Origin of the sequence: Streptomyces sp. 2-1, from assembly GCF_048564895.1 — a bacterium.
Taxonomy (GTDB): Bacteria; Actinomycetota; Actinomycetes; order Streptomycetales; family Streptomycetaceae; genus Streptomyces; species Streptomyces phaeochromogenes.
The window spans coordinates 680,903-702,517 of record NZ_CP183383.1 but is presented as its reverse complement, the minus strand read 5'-3'; the positions used below and the strand labels follow the sequence as shown (position 1 = coordinate 702,517).

The window sequence follows — 21,615 nt, the reverse complement described above, 5'->3', positions numbered from 1 at the left end:
GGGAACCGAGGGCAGTCGCGGAGGGTTGTTCGCGGCCCCCGCCGGTCAGCGTTTCCCCGGCACACGGGCCGCCATGTCGGCGCCGACGACGTGTCCGAGCAGGTGGAGCGGCGCCGCCGTCACTCCGGCCCGGTCCACGGCCCGGGCATAGGCATGAGCCGTCTCCTGGTCCACCAAGCCGTGCACCAGCGGCAGTTCGGGCAACGCGGCTCGGAGCAGTGACTCCGTACGACAGGAGGCGAGGGTGTCCTCGATCCAGGGCTGGGCGAGGTAGCCGGCCGCTGCTGCCGCGGGCAGTGCCTCGGCGGGTTCACGGTGGGTGCGGCCGATGTGGAGCAGGCCGCCGCCCAGGACCAGTACGTCCTGCCGATCCCGCATCCGGGTGAGTGCTCGGGCGGTGTCGAAGCAGTGCGGGAAAGAGTCGTCGATCACCGTGGTTCCGGGCCTCAGCCGGTCCACGTCCAGGACCGCGGCGCTGCCGCTGATCGCCGTCACCAGCAGATCCGCCCCGTACACCGCGTCCGGCAGTGCCTGCCGGGACTCCACCACCTCGACCTCGTCGGCCAGCCCTCGCTCACGCAGATTCCGGGCAAGTTCCGTCAGTCGCGGTCCGCTGCCGTGTACGTCGCACAGCAGGAGCCGCCGTGGTGGACGGGTGGCCCCTGAGAGGAGCAGTTCCAGCGATGAGGAGCCGATCGAACCCAGCCCCACGAACGCGACATCGAGGTCCGCGAGCTTCTGGCCGGTGGCGTCGAGGGCCGCCTGGACCGTCTTGACCACCGACACAACGGTTGCCGCGTGGCCTGTCGTCACGGCCGCCGGTCCCTCGACGGAGGACAGCACGTCGAAGCCGTAACCGGTCAGCGACGGGATCATCCCCGCCAGTGAGACGCAGCGCGCGCCGAGCGAAGAAGCCAGCGAAACCGCGCGTCCGGCATGCCGGACGAGGCCGGGATCCCGGCCGAGTTCGTCGGCGAAGAGCGGGACGCAGACGAAGCCCGATCGGCCCAGCGGCGTGTCAACCGTCTCCAGAAGGCGCGGCGCGCCGTCGGGGAACAGCATCGTGCGCAACTCGGCGCGTGGCAGCGCCCCGTCGGGCAGGCCTGCCAGCCGCGCCAGATGGTCGGGGGCGGGCAGGTACCCGACCAGCGCCGCGTCCATCGTCTCCCGAGGCCTCTGCCGTCGAACTGCGGGCTCAGGGCTAGCCGCCCGCGTCAGCCGGGCGCGGATCGAGTGCGCGAAGCCGTCGAGCGAGAGTGGCGAGAAAGCCCTCGCGGACCCACGGAGCGTCACACGCAGCCCGTCCTCGTCCGGCCGCACCGCCATGAACACGTCCGTCGCCGTCGACGGCGGAGCGAACGCGCTGTCCGCGTCCTCCCACGACACCATCAGCGTGCCGCCGTTCGGCGCGGCCAGCGCGGAGAAGTCCAGGAAGGTGAAGAAGAACTGCGACGTCACAGGCAGCCCGTTGGCGTGCCGTGGCAGGACGTCGTCGTGGGTCCGTGCCTCCTCGGCCTCGGCGACGATCCGGCGCAGGGCGTCGCCGAAGTGTCCTTCGGCTGACTCATGGCCCTTCGCGGAGGCTGGCCGCACCGGTACGGCCTCGGCGAACGGGCCGAAGATCCGGTGTACGTCCGGCAGCGGACGGTCCCGCCCGCTCACCGCCAGCCCGAGGATCAGGTCCGCTTGGCCGGTCGCCTCCGCCAACTGCTGGTAGTACGCGGTCAGTAGGGGCGCGTACAGGGTCGCGCCTGCTTCTGCCGCGAGCGCGCGCAGCGCTGCCGTGCGGGTCGCGTCGAGCACGAACTCCGCCGAATGGAACGCGGGGGTTGCGCCACCCGTGGTCGTACTTCCGCTTCCGCTGCCGTCGTCGGGGGCGCGCAGGACCGGGGGCTGGTACGGGGCACTCAGCCGGGCTCGGCGTGCCGCGGCGTCCGGCGCTGAGCCGCATGCCGCCGCCGCTCCCGCTCCGGATCCGGTTTCGGATTCGACGCCCGTCTCGGTCAGCAGCAGGCAGTGGTCGCGGAAGGTCGCGCGAGGTGTGGACAGTTCCGCTGTGCGGTCGGCGGTGAGCAAGTCGTACGCGTCCGTCAGTTCCTGCATGAGCAGGGCGGCGCTGTACCCGTCGCCGATGAGGTGGTGTGCGTGTACGAGGAGTACGTGCTCGTGCGGGGCGAGTGTGAGCACGCGGAGTCGCAGCAGGGGCCAGGTCCACGGTTCGAAGCGGCGGCCGGCCTCGGCGGCGGCTCGCTCGTCCACGTCACCGCGGTCGCGGAGCGTCTCGAAGACGACCGGCAGCCGCAGTGAGCGCGGCAGTTCCTGTTGGACGGGCGGCCGGGCGCCGGAGGGGAAGACGGTGCGCAGCATCGCGTGGCGTTCCACCAGCAGGTCCACCGCGGCCTGGAAGACCTCCTGGTCCAGTGGGCCGGACAACCTCAGCCGCGCCAGCCAGGAACCGCCGCCCGGTGAGAGTTCCTCGGCGAGGAGGAAGCCGCGCTGACCCGGCGTGAGGGGGAAGGGGGAAGTGTGGTCCTCTCCCGTCGGGCGAGAGCCCGCGGCCGTGACCGTCCCCGTCGGCGTTCGCGTCCCGCATGGTTGCCCGGCGGGCGTGTCTATCGCCGCGTCCACCGCCGCGTCCACAGCAGCGGCGAGCGTGGCGAGCGTGCGGTGCCGGTAGATCGCGGTCGGCCGGGGCAACGGTCCCTCCTGCTCCCCGAGCCGGGCGAACACCTGGAGGACGAGCATCGAGTCGCCGCCAAGTTCGAAGAAGTCGTCCTCCCGGCAGACCGAGCCGGCCTCCAGCAGTTCGGACCAGATCGCCGCCAGCCGCCGTTCGGTCGGTGTCGCCGGGGGAGTACCACGACCGGCGGTCAGCGGCAGCGCAGTCGATGCCTTGCCCGCACGGTCCACCGAGGCCGTTGCCCGGTCGGACAGAGCGCGCCGGTCGACCTTGCCGGTCCCGGTCAGCGGCAGCGCGTCGACGACCGTGATGCGCGCCGGGATCATGTACGGCGGCACGATGTCCGACAGGTGCCCGCGTACGTCACGGGTGTCCGGTCGGCCGGAACCGGGTCGGACGGTCACGAACGCCAGCAGCCGCCCTTCGTACGCGGTCACGGCGGCCCGTGCGATGCCGGGATGCGTCTGGAGGGCCGCCTCGACCTCTCCCGGTTCCACCCGGTTCCCACGGATCTTCACCTGGTCGTCGACTCGGCCCAGGAACTCCAGCGTGCCGCCCTCACCACGGCGTACCCGGTCCCCGCTGCGATACCACCGGCGACCGTCGCGTACGGCGAACGCGCGGGCCGTCAGGTCCGGCTCGCCCAGGTAACCGGGTGTCAACCCGACGCCCGCGATGAGCAGTTCACCGAACCCGCCCGGCCCGCACGGCGTGCCGTCGGGGCCGACCACCTCCAACTCGGTACCGGCGACGGGCCGTCCGATCGGCAGCAGCTGCACGTCGTCGTCGGGGCGGACGTCGATGACATGGCAGGTGGCGTTGATGGTCGCCTCCGTGGGTCCATACAGGTTGGCGATCCGCGTGCCGGTTCCGAACAGGTCGAACCACCGGCGTACGTGCGGGGCGGGGAGCGCCTCGCCTCCGACGTGCACCCATCGCAGTGCCGACAGGTCCGGTCGGGCCGCCCCGCGTCGCACCTGCTCCTCGGCGGCCGACAGCAGTTGCTCCCAGAGCGTCGGCACGGAGCTCCATACGGTGATCCGCGCCCGCTCCACGTACGCGAGCAGCAGTTCGGGGTCGCGCCGCAGGTCCCTCGGTACGGTCACCACGGTGGCGCCGACCATGAGGGGTGCGAGCAACTGCCGTACGGAGGCGTCGAAGCAGGGCGACGCCGTCTGGGCCAGGCGGTCCTGGGGGCCGTAGCCGAACGTGGCGACTGCCCAGTCGAGGTAGTTCTCCATCGCCCGGTGGGTGATGGGTACCGCCTTGGGGCGCCCGGTGGATCCGGAGGTGAAGATGACGTATGCGATCGCCTCGGCCTCCGCTGCCGAGTCCTCACCTATGGAGGCCAGTGAGTTCGGCAGGTCGTCGACGGCCAGGGCTCGAACTCCTCGCAGAGCGCTGGCAGTTGACGATGTGGACGCATGGCACACCACGACGGTCGCGCCCGTGCGGGCCAGTTGATCCGCCAGCCGTGCCGTGGGGTGGCCCGCATCCAGCGGAACCCAGCCGGCACCGGCCCGCAGGATGCCCACCACGCCGATCACGGTCTCCGGGCCCGGCTCGGTGAGGAGTCCGACCAGGTCGCCCGGACGTACGTCGAGGGCCCGCAGGCGCGCGGCGAGCAGAGCCGACGCGCGGTCGAGGTCCGCGTAGGTGAGTGTCGTCGTTCCGTCATCGACCGCGGTTGCCCTGGGTGTGGCACGGAACCGTTCGAGCAGCCGGGCGACCAGGCTCGGGCCGCCGTCCGATCCAGTGAGCGGTACGGAAGCCACTAGGGAAACGGGGGAGAGGCCCGTAACAGGCGCAGGCGGTGCGGGAACGGCACACAGCGCGGCCAGTTCCTCGCGGTACTCCCGGTCCAGACGCGCCACCGTCTCCCGCTCGAAGAGCGGCAGCGGGAAGTTCCACGACATACGCAGCACAGGGCCGTCCGCCCAGCACAGCAGGCTCAGCCGGGTCGCGGCCGAGCCGGTGCCGGCCGCGGTCGCCCGTACGTCCACCGGGCAGTCCGCCGCCAGGCGGGCCGGGAAGCGGGCGAAACTGAAGCCCGCCGGGCTCGCCGTGCGAGGGCCGCCGTCGGCACCGGACAACAGACCGGCCAGGTCAAGGCTGCTCAGATTGGCGTGCCGCTCGCTCTCCAGCCATGTCTCGCGCAGTCGCGCCGCCAGCGCCACGAGCGGCTCCTCCGGGTCCGCCTCGCACAGCAGCGGAAGCGTGTCGGCGAGCGGACCGACGAGCCGGTCCACCCCGTCGAACCGGTCCTCGCGCCGGGCCCGGGCCACATTCACCGCGATGTCCCGGCGGCCAGTCCACCGCACCAGACAGCGCACGTAAGCGGCGAGCAACAGGTGGAACAGCGATACGTCATGTGCGGCGGCCAGCTGTTCCAGGCCGGTGGTCAGGGTCGCGTCGAGTTCGCCGTGGTGCTGCACGAGCGGGCCGGACGGGGGTGCGTCGGGATCGCCGTCGTACGGCAGCCGCAGCGGTTCGCCCCGCCCGGCCAGACGCTCGGCCCAGTAACTCCGTGTGTCTTCCGAACTGTTGGAACCGCGGGAGTGGACGCGCGCTGCCGCGAACGTCGCGAAGTCCAGTGACGGCGGGGTCAGTTGGGGGTGTTCTCCTCGCCAGAGTGAGGTGTACAGGTCCCACAGGTCCTCGGCCAGGACGTTGAGGCTGTACCCGTCCGCCGCCGCGTGATGGACCACCAGCAGCAGGTGCGAGAGGCTCGGTTCCTGGCGGAGTACGACGGCCCGCACCGGCGGTTCGACGGCCAGGTCGAAGGGCCGGTTGCACAGGGCCGATTCGGTATCCGCCACGCTCTGGGCAGACCCCTCGCGCACCTCGTACCACGTCCACAGGGGCATCGTCGGCGCCAGCCGCTGCATCGGCGTGGCACCCGCGCCGTCGATCCGCAGCCGCAGCATGCCGTGCCGCTCGGCCAGAGCTGTCAACGCCCGGCCCAGGACGTGGGTGTCCAGCGGGCCGCGGATCGTCAGACGCAGATGGCCACGGGCCGGGACGTCCGGGTGCAGCCGGCTGCTGGTGTACAGGGCCAGCTGGACGGGGGTGAGGGCGAAGGGTGTGCCGTCGTCCGCCGTGGTCGGTAGCGGGGCGCGGTGAGTGTCCCGCCCCGACTCGGCGGCATCAGCACCGGCCTCGGCTCCGGCTTCCGCCGCGGTCTGCGTGTCGAGGTGGGCGGCCAGCTCGCGCACGGTTCGGTACTCGAAGAAGAGCGTGGTGGGCCACGGCCGGCCCGTCCTGCGCTCCAGCCGCTTGACGAGATCGACGGCGCCCAGCGAGTCCAGACCGAGCGACAGGAACGGGGCGTCGTCGTCGACGGCCGACGCCGGTACGCCCAGCGACTGCGCGAGTAGCTCCCGGAGCACGGCAGCGGCGCCGGAGACGGGGACGGACACGGACGCCGGCCCGTCCGCGGCGGAGGGCTGCCGTGCTCCGGGAGCTGAAGTGGCCTGCTGTGGCGGTATTGCGGCAGACCGCTTCAGCTGCGGCGAGTCGGCAAGGACCGGCCCTCGCACGGACGTCAGGTCGGCAAGCACCAGTTGTGCCTCGTCCGTGTCGCACGCCGAACGCAGCGCGGCGAGCGCGGGCGCGGTCGCCAGCGGGCGGCTTCCGGCACGCGCCGGGGCGCCGGCGCCGAGCGAGGAGGCGAGCGACGAGGCGAGTCCCGTCTCGGCGAACGGCCCGAGGTTCACCGACAGCCAGGGTCGTCCGGCCTGCCGCTCGGCGGCGGCGAAGGAGTCGAGGAAGGCGTTCGCCGCCGCGTAGACCCCGAGCGCCCCGGCCAGCCCGGGCAGCACCGAGGACACGGAGGAGAACGTGACGCACGCCCCGGGACGCTGCCCGTGCCGCTGCAGTGCTTCCGCCAGCAGCCTCGTGCCGAGCGTCTTCGCCTGAAGCGCATCCACCGCTTCCTGTACGTCAGTTGAGCGCAGGCCTCCGGGGCGCACCACTCCCGCCGCGTGGAAGACACCGTCCAGCGGGGGCAGTTCGGCGACGAGCTTGTCGACATCGTCCCGGTCCGCGAGATCGGCCGGGTGGTAGCGGGCATCGGCGCCGAGCGCCGCGAGTTCCTCCACCAGGCCCTCGGGCGGCTGTGGAGAACGGCCCGTGAGGATGACCACCGGCCGCCCACGGCCGGCGAGGTCCCGGGCCAGAGCGGAACCGATGCCCCCGCAGCCGCCCGTGATCAGGAAGGTGCCGTCGGCGGGCAGCCGCTCCCCACCGTGAGGCGCCTCGGCCGGTTGCGGGACGACGGTCCGTACCAGCCGCCGCCCGTCCCGCCAGGCGACCACCCCGGCCGCCTGCGGCGCCGCAGCTTCGGCGAGGACGGCCCGGAGCCGTTGCCCGGCGTCGTCGAGGGACGCGAGGTCGACCCAGTTCGCCACCGCTCCGGGGAACTCCTCGGGCACGGCGAGAGCCAGGGCGCCCAACACGGCCTGTGTCGGGTCCGGTCGCTCGGAGCCGTGTCCCGTGACGTGCACGTCCTCGGTCACGACGAGCAGCCGGCGGGCCCCGGTCCGGTCGAACAGCGCCAGCGCCTCCCGGAACGCGGCCACCCACCCACGCTGCGTCCGCTCGAACTCGTCGACCGTGCCGTGTTCGGCTGGCCCGGCGAACAGGATCACCGTCTGCGCCGCGGCGACTCCGGCGTCCGCGGTCGCAGCCACGCCACGCCCCGCGAGCTGTTCCGCGAGCTCGCGCACCGCCGTCGCGTCCACGCCCGTCACGAGTACGGGTCCGACGGGAGCGTTGTCGGCCAGGGGCGCCGCCTGCCACGCGACGCGATGCAGGAGCCCGTGCGCCGCGGTGTCGGGCCAGTACCGGCGCCGCTGATAGGGGTAGGGCGGCAGCGGCACACGCCGACGGCCCGCGTCGAGCGTCGTACGGTCCAGCGGTACGCCCCGCGTCCACAGGCGACCCACCGTCGCCAGCAACTCCCGCGCCCCGCCCGGGACACTGCCCTTGGCACCCTCGGAACGATCTGGCTCCCCGGGCGCGGACACGACGAGCACACGACTGCCGTCCGTGCCGTCCGCCCGGTGATGGGCCGCCGCCGCGCGGATCGGGCCCGCGAGGTTCTCGTCCGGCCCGAGTTCGACGAACGTGTCGTAGCCCTCGTCGAGCAGCCGTGCCACGGCCCGGCCGAACCGCACCGGCCGCAGGGCGTGTTCGCGCAGATGGTCCGGGTCCATGCGCGGCTGCCACTCGGTGGTGAGCGTGCTCATCACGGGCAGGTCGGAAGCCGTGACGTACAGACCACGTGCCGCGTCGGCCAGAGCCTGCGCGACCGGCTCCATCAGCGGTGAGTGAAAGGCGTGCGACACCCGCAGCGGGCGCACCACTGCTCCCAGCCCGGCGAGCTTCTCCGCCGCCCGCTCGACCGCGTCGGGGGTGCCGGAGATCACCAGCCGGCCGGGACCGTTGTACGCGGCCACCGCGAGCTCGTCGGGTGATGCGGCAACCAGGGCCGCCACGTCCTGTTCGTCGGCTCCCCGTACGGCCAGCATCGCGCCCGGCGCGGTCAACTTGCCCATGAGCCGCCCGCGTTCCGCCGCGAACCCCACCGCGTCGGCAAGCGACAGGGCCCCGCCGGCACAGGCGGCCGTCAGCTCGCCGACGCTGTGTCCGACGAGAGCGTCGGGCCGTACGCCCCAGGCCATCAACTGCCGGGCGAGGGCCACTCCGTGGGCGACCAGCAGCGGCTGCGCCACCTCGGTGGCGGCCTGCGCCCGCGCATCCACCTGCGCGTCCACGCACCAGGACGTCAACTGCCGCCCGTGTACGGCGCCGACGCAGGCGGACGCCTCGTCGAGCGTGTCGCGGTACACCGGTGCCGTCTCGTACAACGCACTGCCCAGGCCCGGCCGCAGTGCGCCCTGGCCGGGGAAGACGAAGACGGTCCGCGGCCGGTTCGCCACCGTCCCGGCGGTGACCACTCCCGTCGGTCGGCCGTGACCCGCAGCGCTTGCCGCAGCGAGCCGCTCCCGGAGGTCCCCGTCGGCCACCATGGCCAGCCGGTGCGGTCCCTCGTCTCGTGCCGTGGCCGCCGTCAGACAGACATCGCCCTCGTCGAGTTCCGGGTGGTCGAGCAGATGGTCCGCCAGACGGGATGTCCAGGCGGCCAGACCGTCCGCACTGCGTGCGGAGAGGGTCAGCAGGTGGGGACCGCTTGCCGCGCGCGGTGCGGGGGCGGGATCCGGGGTCGGCGGTGCCTGCTCCAGGACCGCGTGCGCGTTCGTGCCGCCGAAGCCGAAGGCGTTGACGCCCGCCCTGCGCGGACCTTGCGACTCCCAGTCGGTCAGCTCGGTGACCAGCGCGAACCCGGACCGCTCGACCGCGGGCGAGGGCGAAGTGTGGTGCAGGGAGGCCGGCAGTCGGCCCTGCCCGAGAGCCAGCACCACCTTGACCAGCGAGGGCAGGGCGGCCGAGTTGAGCAGGTGCCCGACGTTCGTCTTCACCGAGCCGAGCAGCCGCGGGCGCCCGTCCTGAAGGGCAGGGAAAGCCTGGGCCAGGGACCGGAGTTCGATCGGGTCGCCGACGGCCGTACCCGTCCCGTGGGCCTCGACATACGTCACCGACTGGGCATCGACGCCGCAGACCTCGGACGCCCGGCCGATCACCTCGTGCTGTCGCAGCGGATTGGGTGCCATCAGGCTCAGGGAGGTGCCGTCGTTGTTGACGGCAGTGCCGCGTACGACGGCCAGGATCTCGTCGTTGGTGCGGCGCGCTTCCTCAAGTGGCCGCAGGACGAGGGCAGCTCCGCCCTCGCCGGGTACGAACCCGTCGGCCGCGGTGCTGAAGGCGCGGCTGCGCCCGGTCGGTGACAGTGCCTGGGCCGACTCCAGTGCCTGGTACCCGTCGGGCGTGAGGTGGAGGTTGACGCCGCCGACCACGGCGATGTCGCACTCGCCGTCCGCGAGGCTGCGCCGGGCCAGATGCAGCGCCACCAGACCCGAGGAGCACGCGGTGTCCACGGCGAGCGCCGGCCCGTCGAGGTCGAGGCAGTGCGCGACACGGGCGGCGACCAGGTTGGGCAGGTTCCCGGTCAGGGCCGTGGCCGCGGGTGGTGTACCGGGCGGGGCCGCGTCGGCGAGGATCTGCCGGTAGCCGCTGTCCCCGACGGCTGCGAAGACGCCGACGCGCAGGCCGCGGCGGCGGGTTCCCGCGTAGCCCGCCCGTTCCAGTGCTTCGTGGGCGAGTTCGAGGAAGATCCGTGCCTGCGGGTCGAGTGTGCGGGCCTCCTCGTCGCCGATGCCGAAGTGCCCGGCGTCGAAGACGGCCGGGTCGTCGAGGAAGGCCCCCCAGCGTCCGCCGGAGCCGCCGGGCGATGCCTGCTCGCCCGCCTGCGCCGGGGGCGCGCCTGCCCAGCGTCCCGGCGGCACTGTGGTGACAGCGTCCCGCCCGGCGGCCAGCAGGTCCCAGAACTCCTCCGGCGTGCTCGCGCCGGGGAACCGGCAGGCCATCGCGACGATCGCCGTCCCGGGTGTGCCGGCTCGGGCGGGCACCGACACCTGCCCGTCGGCGGCGTACGACCGCCGGACGGCCGTGTCGCCTGTCGCCAGCAGATGGTCGGTGAGCGTGTCGACGGTGTCATTGCGCATCACGGCCGGGGCGAGCGTGACGTCGAGGGCGTGCTCCAGTTCGGCGAGCACTTCCATGGCCTTGAGCGAGGTGCCGCCCAGATCGGTGAACCGGTCCCGGTCCGTGAAGGACGTCTCCGGTCGTGCCAGTACGCGCGTCCACACGTCGCGCACCAGCTGCCGCACGTCGGCGCGCGAACGGGGTGGAGCCGATGACGGGGGAACGTCGTCAGGTCGCCGTGGCCCGTGCGCCGCTGCGCCTGTCGGGGCCGGAGTCGAGGCGGCGGACGGGACAACGGCCGAGTGGGTGACCGGGACGCGAGGCGAGGGAGCCGTCGGCATGGGCAGCGGGCTGGAAGAGGCCGCGGGCCGGTACGAGCCCGCCTCGAAACGGGCCCGCATCCGCTGCCGCTGCAGCTTGCCGCTCGTGGTGCGGGGAAAGGCGGACGGCGGGAGAGCGAGGACGTGCACGTCGTCGTGGCCCAGTGCTCCACGGACCCGCCGGGCGACCTGGTCCAGCACCTCCGTCGCGGTGCGCGGCGGGCGGCTCCAGGACACGAACACCACCACGCGCTCGCTCCCGGTCACCGGGTCGGTCGACCCGACCACAGCCGTGATTCCGGCAGGCAGCCCGGGCGTCGAGGCCGCCACTTCTTCCATGTCCGGGGCATGGAAGGTACGGCCGTTGAGGAAGAGGACGTCCTTGTGACGGCCGCTGACACACAGCCGGCCGTCCCGCAGGAAGCCGAGGTCCCCGGTGCGCAGCCAGCCGTCCGCGAAGGTCTGCGCGGTCGGTTCGGGAAGGCGGTGGTAGCCGCGCGCGATCTGGGGGCCGCCGACCTCGATGTGACCCACCCGCCGGTCACCGAGCGGCCGGCCGAGGTCGTCGGTGATCCGCACTGAGCAGCCGGGCACCGGTACGCCGACGTCCATCACTTCCACGGCTGCTTCCTCGGAGTCGCCGCCGGGCTCCCGTTCCACCGCCCGGCCACGGCTGAGGGCGGCCCGGTCCAGCACCACGGGTGCCGCCACTTCACCGAGCGGCGGGAAGGTGACGGCCAGCGTCGACTCGGCGAGACCGTACACGGGCGTGGCCGCGCGAGGGTCCAGTCCGGTCGGCCGCATTCTGGCCGCGAAGTCCCGCCACACCGTCGCCGAGATCGGCTCGGCACCCACCAGCATCAGCCGTACGGCGCTCAGGTCCACAGCGGCGAGCACCTCGTCGGGGACCCGGCGGACGGTCAGGGCGAGCGCGAAGTTGGCGGCCGACAGCACCGTGGCCCGGTGCGCGGCGGCCACGTCGAACCACAGGCGCGGCGACTTCGCGAACGACAGGGGACCGATCTTCACCTGCTTGGCCCGCACGGCCAGCGGTGCCAGATGGGTGCCGATGAGACCCATGTCGTGGAAGTAGGGCATCCAACTGACCACGACGTCCTGCTCGTTGAGCCCCGAAGCGGTGGCCATCTGCCCCAGATTCGCCAGGACCGCCGCATGCGTCAGCTCAACCCCCTTGGGTGACCCGGTACTTCCGGAGGAGAACTGCAGGAAGGCCAGATCGTCCGGGCCCGGCATGGCGGGCGACACCGGTTCGGCGCACTCGCGCAGCGTCTCCAGTCGCAACACCCTTACGCCGTCGGGCAGTTCGGCCGCCACGCTCGCACAGGCCGCGTCCACCACGACGGGCGGACGGCCCAGGTGCTCCCACACCGGGGCGACCCGCCGCGCGTCGGGCGCGAGCGGCACCGGCACCAGGCCGGCGGCGAGAGCGCCCCAGAACATGGGCTGGAAGTCCTCGCTGCGGTCCGCGAGCAGCGGCACGCAGGTGCCGGGCTCGATGCCCGCGTCGCGATAGCCACCCGCGACGCGCAGGGACTTGTCGAGCAACTCCCGGAAGGTGACCGCCAGTTCGCTGCCGTCCCCACGGACATGTACGAGGACCTGATCAGGGGCCTGGCGGGCTGCGTCCAGCAGTACGTCAAACAGCGATGCAGTCTTCATGGGTCCGTTCGTTCGAGCGTGGGTGAATTGAACCGGTACAGCGGTGGGTCGGGCCGGGTGGCGAGCCGAAGGTCCTTGACCTCGTCCTTTCGTTCATTCGGGAGCCTGCCGGAGGCTGTGTCCCGTTTCATGAGTACGCATACTCAAACGGGGTTCCGTATCGAACCACTGTCCGAGCGCACGACGTGTTCGCATTCCTGGCCGGAGGCGGGGAACGTGGGGTACATGGGAGTCGGGAGCACTGCACGCGAGTGGGGCGCACGGGTCATGCCGTCTGCCCGTCCTGCTCGTGAAGTCCCCGACGGACCGGTCAGCCTCGTAAGGAGTTCCAGTGACCACGTACGTCATCACCGTTCCGGGCACGTTCGTCCGCAGTGTCTCCGACGCCGCGCGCTCAGACATCGAGGACAGGCTCCGGCCTCGTGATCCGCAGAACACGGACTTGGGCGAGAGCGAGGAACTGAGCCTGCTGACCGTCGAGGAGGGTGGCATGTTCTCGGCCAGGATCGAGGTCGAGGCGGCGGACCGCGCCAGTGCCGAGAGCGAGGCGGTAGGGCTCGTGTCGAAGGCGCTGCGCGACAGCGGATTCGCCGAGGACGACGCCCCGCTCGGGCAGCCGGTCGTGACCGGAATCGACAGCGAGTTCTGAGAAGGCGCAGCCTCGCGGCCGGGTACGCACCCGCGCCGAAGTCCGTGCTCGTGCCGAGGACCGAGCCGGTGATCGCCCTGCGTCGAGCGGATCAGCCCTCACCCGGCAGCGGCTGAATCCGCTCGTCGGCGGTGATGAACTCGCAGCAGGCAATGGTGAATTCAAGCCGTTGTCTTGTCACTTCCATGACAACCCTGTGCGAGTGGTGTCACTCTGCTGTGGAACATTCACTGTTCGTTCACATCGCCACACCTGTCACACCTCCCATGTCCCCCACTCGTACATCCCCGCACCCTCATGTCGCACGCGTCGCCGCGTCCTCGGGCGCCTGCGCGTGTCGGACAGGTGCGGAGCTCCTTCCCGCTCCACCCCCCATTTCGGACCGGCTGCACCCAGTCGGTCCGCTCGCCGTCGGCCCTCACCAGGGGCCGGCTGTCGCAGGAGGAGAAGACCTTGTCCGGGTATCACCGTTCCACCCACCGGCGCAGACGCGCCGCGGCCCTGGCCCTCACGACCGCGAGCTCGATGCTCGTCCTCGGAGTCCAGGCCGGACCCGTGTCCGCCGCGCCCGCGGATCCCGGTTCCTCGAAGATCACCGCCACGCCGCGTGCCGGTGCGGCCCAGACCGAGCTGTCGCCCGCCAAGCGCACCGCGCTCCTCAAGAGCGCGACCGCCAACGCCGGCGACACGGCCGATCAACTCGGCCTCGGCTCGCGGGAGAAGCTCGTCGTCAAGGACGTCATCAAGGACGCCGACGGCACGACCCATACCCGGTACGAGCGCACCTACGCAGGGCTTCCGGTCCTCGGCGGTGACCTGGTGCTGCACGTGAAGAACGGCCGGACCACCACGTCCAAGGCCACCCGCGCCACCATCACGGTGCCCACCACCACGCCGAAGATCACCGCGGCCCGCGCCGCCACCAAGGCACTCGCGATCGGCAAGGCGGCCGACGTGGAGCGGTCCGAGGTCGAGGGCAAGCCCCGGCTCGTCGTCTGGGCCGCCGCCGGGTCCAAGCCGGTCCTGGCCTGGGAATCCGTCGTCGAGGGGTTCCAGGAGGACGGCACGCCCAGCGAGCTGCATGTCGTCACCGACGCGGCCTCCGGCAAGGTCGCCTCGAAGTACGAGAGCGTGCACACCGGCACGGGCACGGGCCAGTACAACGGCTCGGTCTCGGTCGGCACCACGGCGTCCGGATCGTCGTACCAGATGGTCGACGGCGATCGCGCGGGCCAGCGCACGTACGACCTGAACCAGGGAACCTCAGGCACCGGCACATTGTTCACAGATGACAACGATGTCTGGGGCGACGGCACCCCGGCCAACCGGCAGACCGCCGGTGTCGACGTCGCCTTCGGAGCGGCCGCGACCTGGGACTACTACAAGAACGTTTACGGCCGCAACGGCATCCGCAACGACGGTGTCGCCGCCTACAGCCGCGCCCACTACGGCAACAACTACGTCAACGCCTTCTGGCAGGACTCCTGCTTCTGCATGACGTACGGCGACGGGTCGGGCAACGCCAAGCCGCTGACCTCGCTGGACGTGGCGGCCCACGAGATGACCCACGGCGTCACCAGCGCCACCGCCAACCTGACGTACTCGGGGGAGTCGGGCGGCCTGAACGAGGCGACCTCCGACATCTTCGCCGCGGCGGTGGAGTTCAACGCCGGTCTGGACGCCGACGTCCCCGACTACCTGGTCGGCGAGAAGATCGACATCAACGGCAACGGCACCCCGCTGCGGTACATGGACAAGCCCTCCAAGGACGGCCAGTCCCGCGACAACTGGGACGCCTCGCTGGGCAGCATCGACGTCCACTACTCCTCCGGTCCCGCGAACCACTTCTTCTACCTGCTGTCCGAGGGCAGCGGAGCGAAGACCGTCAACGGGGTCGACTACGACAGCCCCACCGCCGACGGCGTCCCGGTCGCGGGCATCGGCATCGAGAACGCGGCCCGGATCTGGTACCGCGCGCTGACGACGTACATGACGTCGTCGACCAACTACGCGGCCGCCAGGGTCGCGACCCTTCAGGCCGCGACTGACCTCTTCGGCGCCTACAGCGACACCTACCTCGCCGTCGCCGCCGCCTGGGCGGGCATCAACGTCGGTGACCGCATAGCGCTGGGCGTCAACGTCTCCCCGATCGACGACCAGACCTCCGGCGTCGGCCAGGAGGTGTCCCTGCAGATCGACGCGTACACGACCAACGCGGACGCGACGCTGACCTACGAGGTCACCGGCCTGCCCGACGGCCTGACCGCGAGCGACAGCGGGCTGATCTCCGGGACCCCGACCACGACCGGTACCAGTGACGTCACCGTGACGGTGACCGACAGCACGGGTGCGTCCGTGTCCGACACCTTCGAGTGGCGGGTGGCGTACGTCTACGGCAACTCCACCCGGGTCGACATCCCCGACGTCGGCGCGGCGGTCGAGTCGCCCATCACCATCACGGGCCGCCCGGGCAACGCCTCGGCGACCACGGAGGTGTACGTCAACATCGTGCACACCTACCGGGGTGACCTGACGGTCGATCTCGTCGGACCCAACGGGACCGTGTACTCGCTGCTGAACCGCAGCGGCGGCTCGGCCGACAACGTGAACCAGACCTTCGTCGTGGACGCCTCGGCGCAGCCCGTCGACGGCACCTGGAAGCTGCGGGTCCGTGACGTGGCGTCGATCGACGTCGGCTACATCCAGCAGTGGAGGATCACTCCCTGACGCACCGCCCGCTCTCACGCCCGCCCGGACCGAGCCATGGTCCGGGCGGGCGTTCGCGTCGCACCTTCCAGCCGTACGTGCCGGTCGCCCGCTGTCGCCGCGATGTGTCCGGTATCGCCTCTAATCTCGGTGGTAGAGATGTCCCTCGGCGTACAGGCAGCACAGGAGAGGCGGACCGATGGACTACTACGATCTCGGCACCCACAACCGGACCGTGACGACATCGTCCGCCGAGGCCCAGAAGTGGTTCGACCGCGGCCTGGTCTGGTCGTACGCCTTCCACCACGAAGAAGCGGTCTCCTGCTTCGAGGCGGCCGTGGCGGCGGATCCCGACTGTGCCATGGCCCACTGGGGCATCGCCTACGCCCTGGGCCCCAACTACAACAAGCCTTGGGAGTTCTTCGACGGCGAGGACCTGGCCCGTACCGTCGACCGCACCCACGCCGCCGTGGAACTCGCGCAGCAGAAGGCGGCCGGCGCCACCCCCGTCGAGCAGGCGCTGATCGGCGCGCTGCGGGCCCGCTATCCGCAGGCGGACGCGGTCGAGGACTGCTCGGTGTGGAACGAGCCCTACGCCGACAGCATGCGCGCCGTGTACGAACTCGCCCCCGACGACCTCGACGTCGCCACGCTCTACGCCGACGCGCTCATGAACCTCACGCCGTGGCAGCTGTGGGACCTGCGCACCGGCGAACCGGCAGAGGGCGCGCGCACGCTCGACGCGAAGGCGGTCCTGGAACGGGCGATCGCCACCGAGGCAGGGGACCGGCACCCCGGCATCCTCCACATGTACATCCACCTCATGGAGATGTCCTCGACCCCCGAAACCGCGCTGCCCGTCGCGGACCGGCTGCGCGGACTGGTCCCCGACGCCGGCCACCTGCAGCACATGCCCACACACCTGGACGTGCTCTGCGGCGACTACCGGCGCGTGGTGTCCGACAACAGCACGGCGATCGTCGCCGACGAGAAGTACCGCGCGCGGGCCGGCGCGATGAACTTCTACACGCTGTACCGGTCGCACAACTACCACTTCAAGATCTACGGCGCGATGTTCCTCGGCCAGTCGAAGACCGCACTGGAGACCGCGGCCCAGCTGGAAGCCTCCATCCCCGAGGACCTGTTGAGGGTGCAGAGCCCGCCCATGGCGGACTGGCTGGAAGCCTTCCTCGCCATGCGGGTCCACGCACTGATCCGGTTCGGCCGCTGGTCCGACATCGTGGAACTGCCGCTGCCCGCCGACCCGAAGCTGTACTGCGCGACGACCGCGATGCTCCACTACGCCCGCGGTGTCGCGTTCTCGGCCACCGGCCGGGTCACCGCCGCCGAGGCCGAACGCGAACTGTTCCGCGAGGCGGTCACCCGGGTCCCGGAGACCCGGATGCTGTTCAACAACACCTGCGCCGACATCCTCGCGATCGCCTCGGCGATGCTCGACGGCGAACTGGAGTACCGCAAGGGCAACCACGAGGCCGCCTTCGCCGCCCTGGAACGGTCCATCGAACTGGACGACAACCTCCCCTACGACGAACCGTGGGGCTGGATGCAGCCCACCCGCCACGCGTACGGCGCCCTGCTCCTAGAACAGGGCCGAGTCGAGGAGGCCGAAGCCGTCTACCGGGCCGACCTGGGCCTGGACGACAGTCTTCCGCGCGCCCTCCAACACCCCGGCAACGTCTGGGCCCTGCACGGCTTCCACGAATGCCTCGTCCGCCTGGGCAGGACGGGGGAGGCCCGGATCGTGGCCCAGCAACTGAAGATGGCCACGGCATTGGCGGACGTAGCGGTCGAGGCGTCGTGCTTCTGCCGTCTTGATGCGGTCAACGGCGGTGCCGACGGGGGGTGTTGCTGAAGTTCACCGGTGCGATTCCTTCCTATCCTTCCTACGCAACAGTGAGAGCGATGAGTGAGGCAGGGCGTGCGGCTGATGTGGTGACCCGTAGTGCCACGTAGCGGGCGGTACGGTCGGTGCGCAGGAAGCCACGCGCCGACAGCCGCGCCGCGCCACTGTACGTACGGCCGTCCAGGCTGAACTCGACCTGGGACGACGGGACATGGCCTCCTCGCCACTGGGTCCGGATCTCGGTGATGTGCTGTTCGGCACCCAGGTCGACGACCATGCGACCGTCGGGACCGGGCTTCCATGCGGTGCCCGCGTCGCCGTCGACCGCGGCCCCGGGGTCCGTCATACCGGGCGGCAACGGCGCGGTCGGGAAGGTGGTGCGGCCGAGTGCCAGGTCGGACAAGGGGTACGCCGTGGCGCGCGGCACGGTGACGGTGGTCGTCCGGCCTGCCCGGACCGTGGCATCGACGCTCCTGCCCTGCGCCGAGACGGTCACGTGGCAGGAGGGGCCGGAGAGCCGGACGGTGCGGCCGTCGCGCACCTCGGCGCGGAGCCCGACAGGTATGCGGCCGCCGGAGAGGACGATGCGTGCAGGCGCCAGGACGGCAGAGGCGGCGGCCAGTTCGGCGTGGAAGGCCGTGCCCGATTCGGTGACGGTCTGAACGCCTTGGTAGAGACGGATTCCCGTGGCAGGCGAACCCGGGATCGTCACGGTGGTGGTCACGGCGTCCGACGAAAGGTTGAACAGGCTCAGGTAGTGGTCGGTGACGGCTGCCTTCATCTGAGCGGTCTGCGTCGAGGGGGTCTTACGGGCGGCCGCCGTACGCAGTTCCTCGGGCGTTGCCCCGGGGAGTGCCTCGATGAGCACGCTCTCGGCCGGTCCGTCGGAGAGGACGACCGTGTCTCCGTACACCGAGATCGGGTTGGTGCCGCCTCGCACGAGGAGACCCGCGCGGCCGTCGATGTCCAGCCATCCGCCGCGGCTGGTGAGGTCCGGTCGCGGCCAGGCGCCAAGGTCGGTCCACTGCTGCCCGTCGGCCGATCCCTGTATCCGGTACGCACGGCCCGCCGCGGCCTCCCATCGAAGCGTCACCCGGTCCACGTCCCGAGCCGCGCCCAGGTCGACCGCGATCCAGCTGTCCGCCCGTGGACGGTCCGCGCGCGACACCGCCCAGCGGCTGGTGGCGTTGCCGTCGACGGCGAGCCTTGGTTCCTTGCCCGGGTCGAAGGAGGAGGCTGTCGCCCCGGCCTCGCGCGCCAGGTCGCCGCCCGAGGCTCCGTCACGTATCTCGAAGGCGTACAGCGAATAGCCGTACGACGGGTCGGGGCGCACCCCGAGCATGCGCAGATGACGGAACCGGGCACGCGGAAAGGTGAGTTCGTCGACGCGTGGGCCGGCGGACGTGCCACCGCTCCCGGCCACGACCGTCGTGCTTCCCTCGGCCGCCCGATAGGTGCGCTTCCCGTCCAGCCCCGGCATCCCGGGCATGGTCAGGTTGCGCACCTCCAAGTGGCCCTCGCCGTACGCCGTTCCGGAGGTCGCGTACACGACGGCGCCGGAGGGCAGCGTGGTGAACCCCGCGTACCCGCGGTCCAGCGTGAGCAGGCTCGCGCTGCCGTGGAACCCGTCCCGCGTACGCGAGTACGTGACGACCGAACGCCCGGTGACCTTGGCGCCGGTGCTCGGCAGGAACATCGGTGTCGGACCGCTGAGTGCGAACAGCCAGTCGTCATGGGCCGGTTGCCAGGCGAACTTCACGAAGCCGGACTTGCTGACCGCTCCGGACCACGCGCCCGGTGACTGATGGGAGACGAGACCGGGCCCCGGGCCGTAGTCGGTGACGCCGCTCGCCTGCTCGAAGAGCTCGCGCTGCGACAGGGGACGCACGGGCGCCTGCCCCGACCGGGTCCGCCATTCGTGCAGCAGATAGCTGATGGCCAGTTCGGCCCGGGCCTCCGGCTCGTACTTGGACTCGCCCGAGAACTTCGCGAGGCGGTACTGCGGCGGGTACTCCTGATACGCCTCCAGGCGCTCGGCCAGGGCCACTTCGCAGCGGGCCGCCGCACGGTCGCCGACGACCTGGGCCAGGAAGGCGAGCGGAATGACGTCCCGTCCGTAGAGGTGTTCGCGATCGGCGACCATCGGCATCAGGGGCTCGCCGGCGTCGCTCATCACCCCGAGCAGGGTGCGCCACAACGGCCCGGCGTTCGGCTGTGCCGTGAACACCTCGGGCAGGGCGCGGCCCGCGGCGAGGAAGTGGGCGCTGTTGCGTCCCGAAGTACGCCAGAGTTCTTCCTGATAGTGCGGGCCGAACGAACCGTGGTTCTCGACGATGAACGTGTCATAGAGGTTCTGAGCGGTGTTCGCGCTGACGGCGACCCCGTCCACGCGGGCCGGGTTGGCGAGGTCGGCGGCCGGCAGCCCCGCCTCGTTGCGGCTCCACCGGCCGAACGCGGCGCGCCATGCCTCGTACCGCGGATCGTCGCTCGCCCAGGCCAGCCCGGGGGCCAGGGACTGGGTGTAGACCCCCATCTCCTCCAACTTGGTGTCGCCTACGAACCCTCCGCTCAGGCCGTGCGGGGTCCAGCCACCGGAGTCGGGATCGTCGCCCGTGCCCAACTGCGTGGTGAACTGCGCCTGTTCGCGGGCGATGGTGTCGACATTCCGGCGCGTCGCCTCATCGAGGTCGTCCCACAACAGACGGGCCGCGAGCACGAAGTACGACTGGAACGTGGTGTCCCAGAACAGCCGCCGCCCCCACTTGGTGCCGCCCGTCAGCCGGTTGGACGCCGCGAAGTGCTTCACGGTGGCGACGGTCCTGGCGCGCAGGGTGTCCTTGTCGACTCCGGCACGCTCGGCGTCGTACGGGCCCCGGGTCAGCAGGACGGCGTTGCCGAGCACGACGGCGAAGCCGAAGTCCTTGTCGGTGTAGTGGCCCTGGGCCGCGTCCCATTGCTGTTCCGACCATCGGGTGTGGGAGAGCAGGACGCGGTAGTACGTGTCGGAGACGGGGTCCCCTCCTGGGGCGGCCGCGGTGGTCGCGGCGGAGGCCCGGCCCGAACCCAGGGCGAGCGGGAGGCCGGTCACGATGCCGGAAGCGCCGAGGAGTTGCATGGTTTGACGGCGTGTGAACCCCACGGCGCGCTGCGACATGGACGCAACCTTTCGACAACGTTGTCAGAGTGTGCGGTCATTCTGTGGTCGCCCCCTCTGCACGTCAAGGCTCTCGGCGCCCCTTGTGGTGCCCGGCGGGTCATGCGTGACGATCGACGCACACGCACCCTTGGCCCGATCGGGCATTTCGGCGCTCGACGCTTGAGGGAAGGTCGGCCCCGGCACGCTCACATCGTGTGGGCCGGGCGCTTCGGCGGACGTGGTGCCGTCGTCGCCTCGACGGCCATGGGGCCCGAGGCGTTGCCCGGCGACCCGCTCACCCCTTGACCGCGGCGGCGATGAGCGCCTGGAGCTGCTCGGCTGTGCGGTCGAGGGGCTGAGTACTGCGCTTGGCGCGGCACATGGCCACGGTGCCCTCCACGGCCGCGACGACGAGGGTCGCGAGCTGAGCGGCCTGCTCGGCCTCCACGCCGTGCTCCCGCAGTGAGGTGGCCAGCAGTTTCTCCCACGAGTCGAAGGCTTCGGCCGCGGCCAGTACGGCGGGCGGGATCTCGTCGGTCGGCGGCTCTTCGATGGAGACGGCCAGCACCGGGCAGCCGGCGCGGAAGCCGGTCCCGACGACGATCTTGCGCCACAGGGCCAGGAGCGCCCCGAGTCCCGCGGCCGGGCCCGCCTCCAGTTCCTTGCTCAGAAGCCGGGCGACCGTGTCGCCTGCGTACTGGACGGCCTCCGTTGCCAACTGCTGCTTGCCCTCGGGGAAGTAGTGGTACGTCGAGCCGAGCGGTGCCTTCGCGTGCTTGGCCATCTCTCGAATGCTCGTGGCGCTCAGGCCGCGCCGACTGATCATGTCGGCCGCACCGGCCACGATCCGCTCGCGCGCCTGCGGGCTGCTCTTGGGCACGTGGCGCTCCTCTCCGACTCGAACACCTGGCTATAACGACCGTCATAGTCTAGCGTTACCTCCGTCTATAACGACTGTTATAAAGAGACGTCGTC

General features: G+C 71.4%; 6 protein-coding genes. 3 read left to right on the top strand and 3 right to left on the bottom strand.

The annotated features are described in order from the left end of the window. Nucleotides 1–45: 45 nt before the first annotated feature. Entirely contained in the window at nucleotides 46–12,285 is a 12,240-nt protein-coding gene (locus ACN20J_RS03350) for an amino acid adenylation domain-containing protein (protein WP_419665157.1), read from the bottom strand. A gap of 331 nt (nucleotides 12,286–12,616) precedes the next feature. Between ACN20J_RS03350 and ACN20J_RS03345 the strand changes: the two genes are divergently transcribed. From ACN20J_RS03345 to ACN20J_RS03335, 3 genes are all read left to right on the top strand, one after another. After that, entirely contained in the window at nucleotides 12,617–12,934 is a 318-nt protein-coding gene (locus ACN20J_RS03345) for a hypothetical protein (protein ID WP_190231187.1), read from the top strand. A gap of 525 nt (nucleotides 12,935–13,459) precedes the next feature. Then, complete coding sequence (locus ACN20J_RS03340; RefSeq protein ID WP_419668824.1) at nucleotides 13,460–15,661, top strand: M4 family metallopeptidase; 2,202 nt, start codon at nucleotides 13,460–13,462, stop codon at nucleotides 15,659–15,661. A gap of 178 nt (nucleotides 15,662–15,839) precedes the next feature. Continuing rightward, entirely contained in the window at nucleotides 15,840–17,513 is a 1,674-nt protein-coding gene (locus tag ACN20J_RS03335) for a hypothetical protein (protein WP_419665156.1), read from the top strand. Nucleotides 17,514–17,544: 31 nt separating this feature from the next. Here ACN20J_RS03335 and ACN20J_RS03330 read toward each other — a convergent pair whose 3' ends face one another. Beyond that, nucleotides 17,545–20,658: a discoidin domain-containing protein gene (locus ACN20J_RS03330; protein ID WP_419665155.1), complete on the bottom strand. Its 3,114-nt coding sequence runs from the start codon at nucleotides 20,656–20,658 to the stop codon at nucleotides 17,545–17,547. A 277-nt stretch (nucleotides 20,659–20,935) separates the two neighbouring features. Then, entirely contained in the window at nucleotides 20,936–21,520 is a 585-nt protein-coding gene (locus ACN20J_RS03325; protein WP_190231184.1) for a TetR/AcrR family transcriptional regulator, read from the bottom strand. Between the last annotated feature and the right edge of the window lie 95 nt (nucleotides 21,521–21,615).

Excerpts from the sequence above, each read along its gene's own strand:
- ACN20J_RS03340 (WP_419668824.1), top strand. The coding sequence starts at position 13,460 with ATGCTCGTCCTCGGAGTCCAGGCCGGACCCGTGTCCGCCGCGCCCGCG.
- ACN20J_RS03335 (WP_419665156.1), top strand. The coding sequence starts at position 15,840 with ATGGACTACTACGATCTCGGCACCCACAACCGGACCGTGACGACATCG.
- ACN20J_RS03350 (WP_419665157.1), bottom strand. The coding sequence starts at position 12,285 with ATGAAGACTGCATCGCTGTTTGACGTACTGCTGGACGCAGCCCGCCAG.
- ACN20J_RS03330 (WP_419665155.1), bottom strand. The coding sequence starts at position 20,658 with ATGTCGCAGCGCGCCGTGGGGTTCACACGCCGTCAAACCATGCAACTC.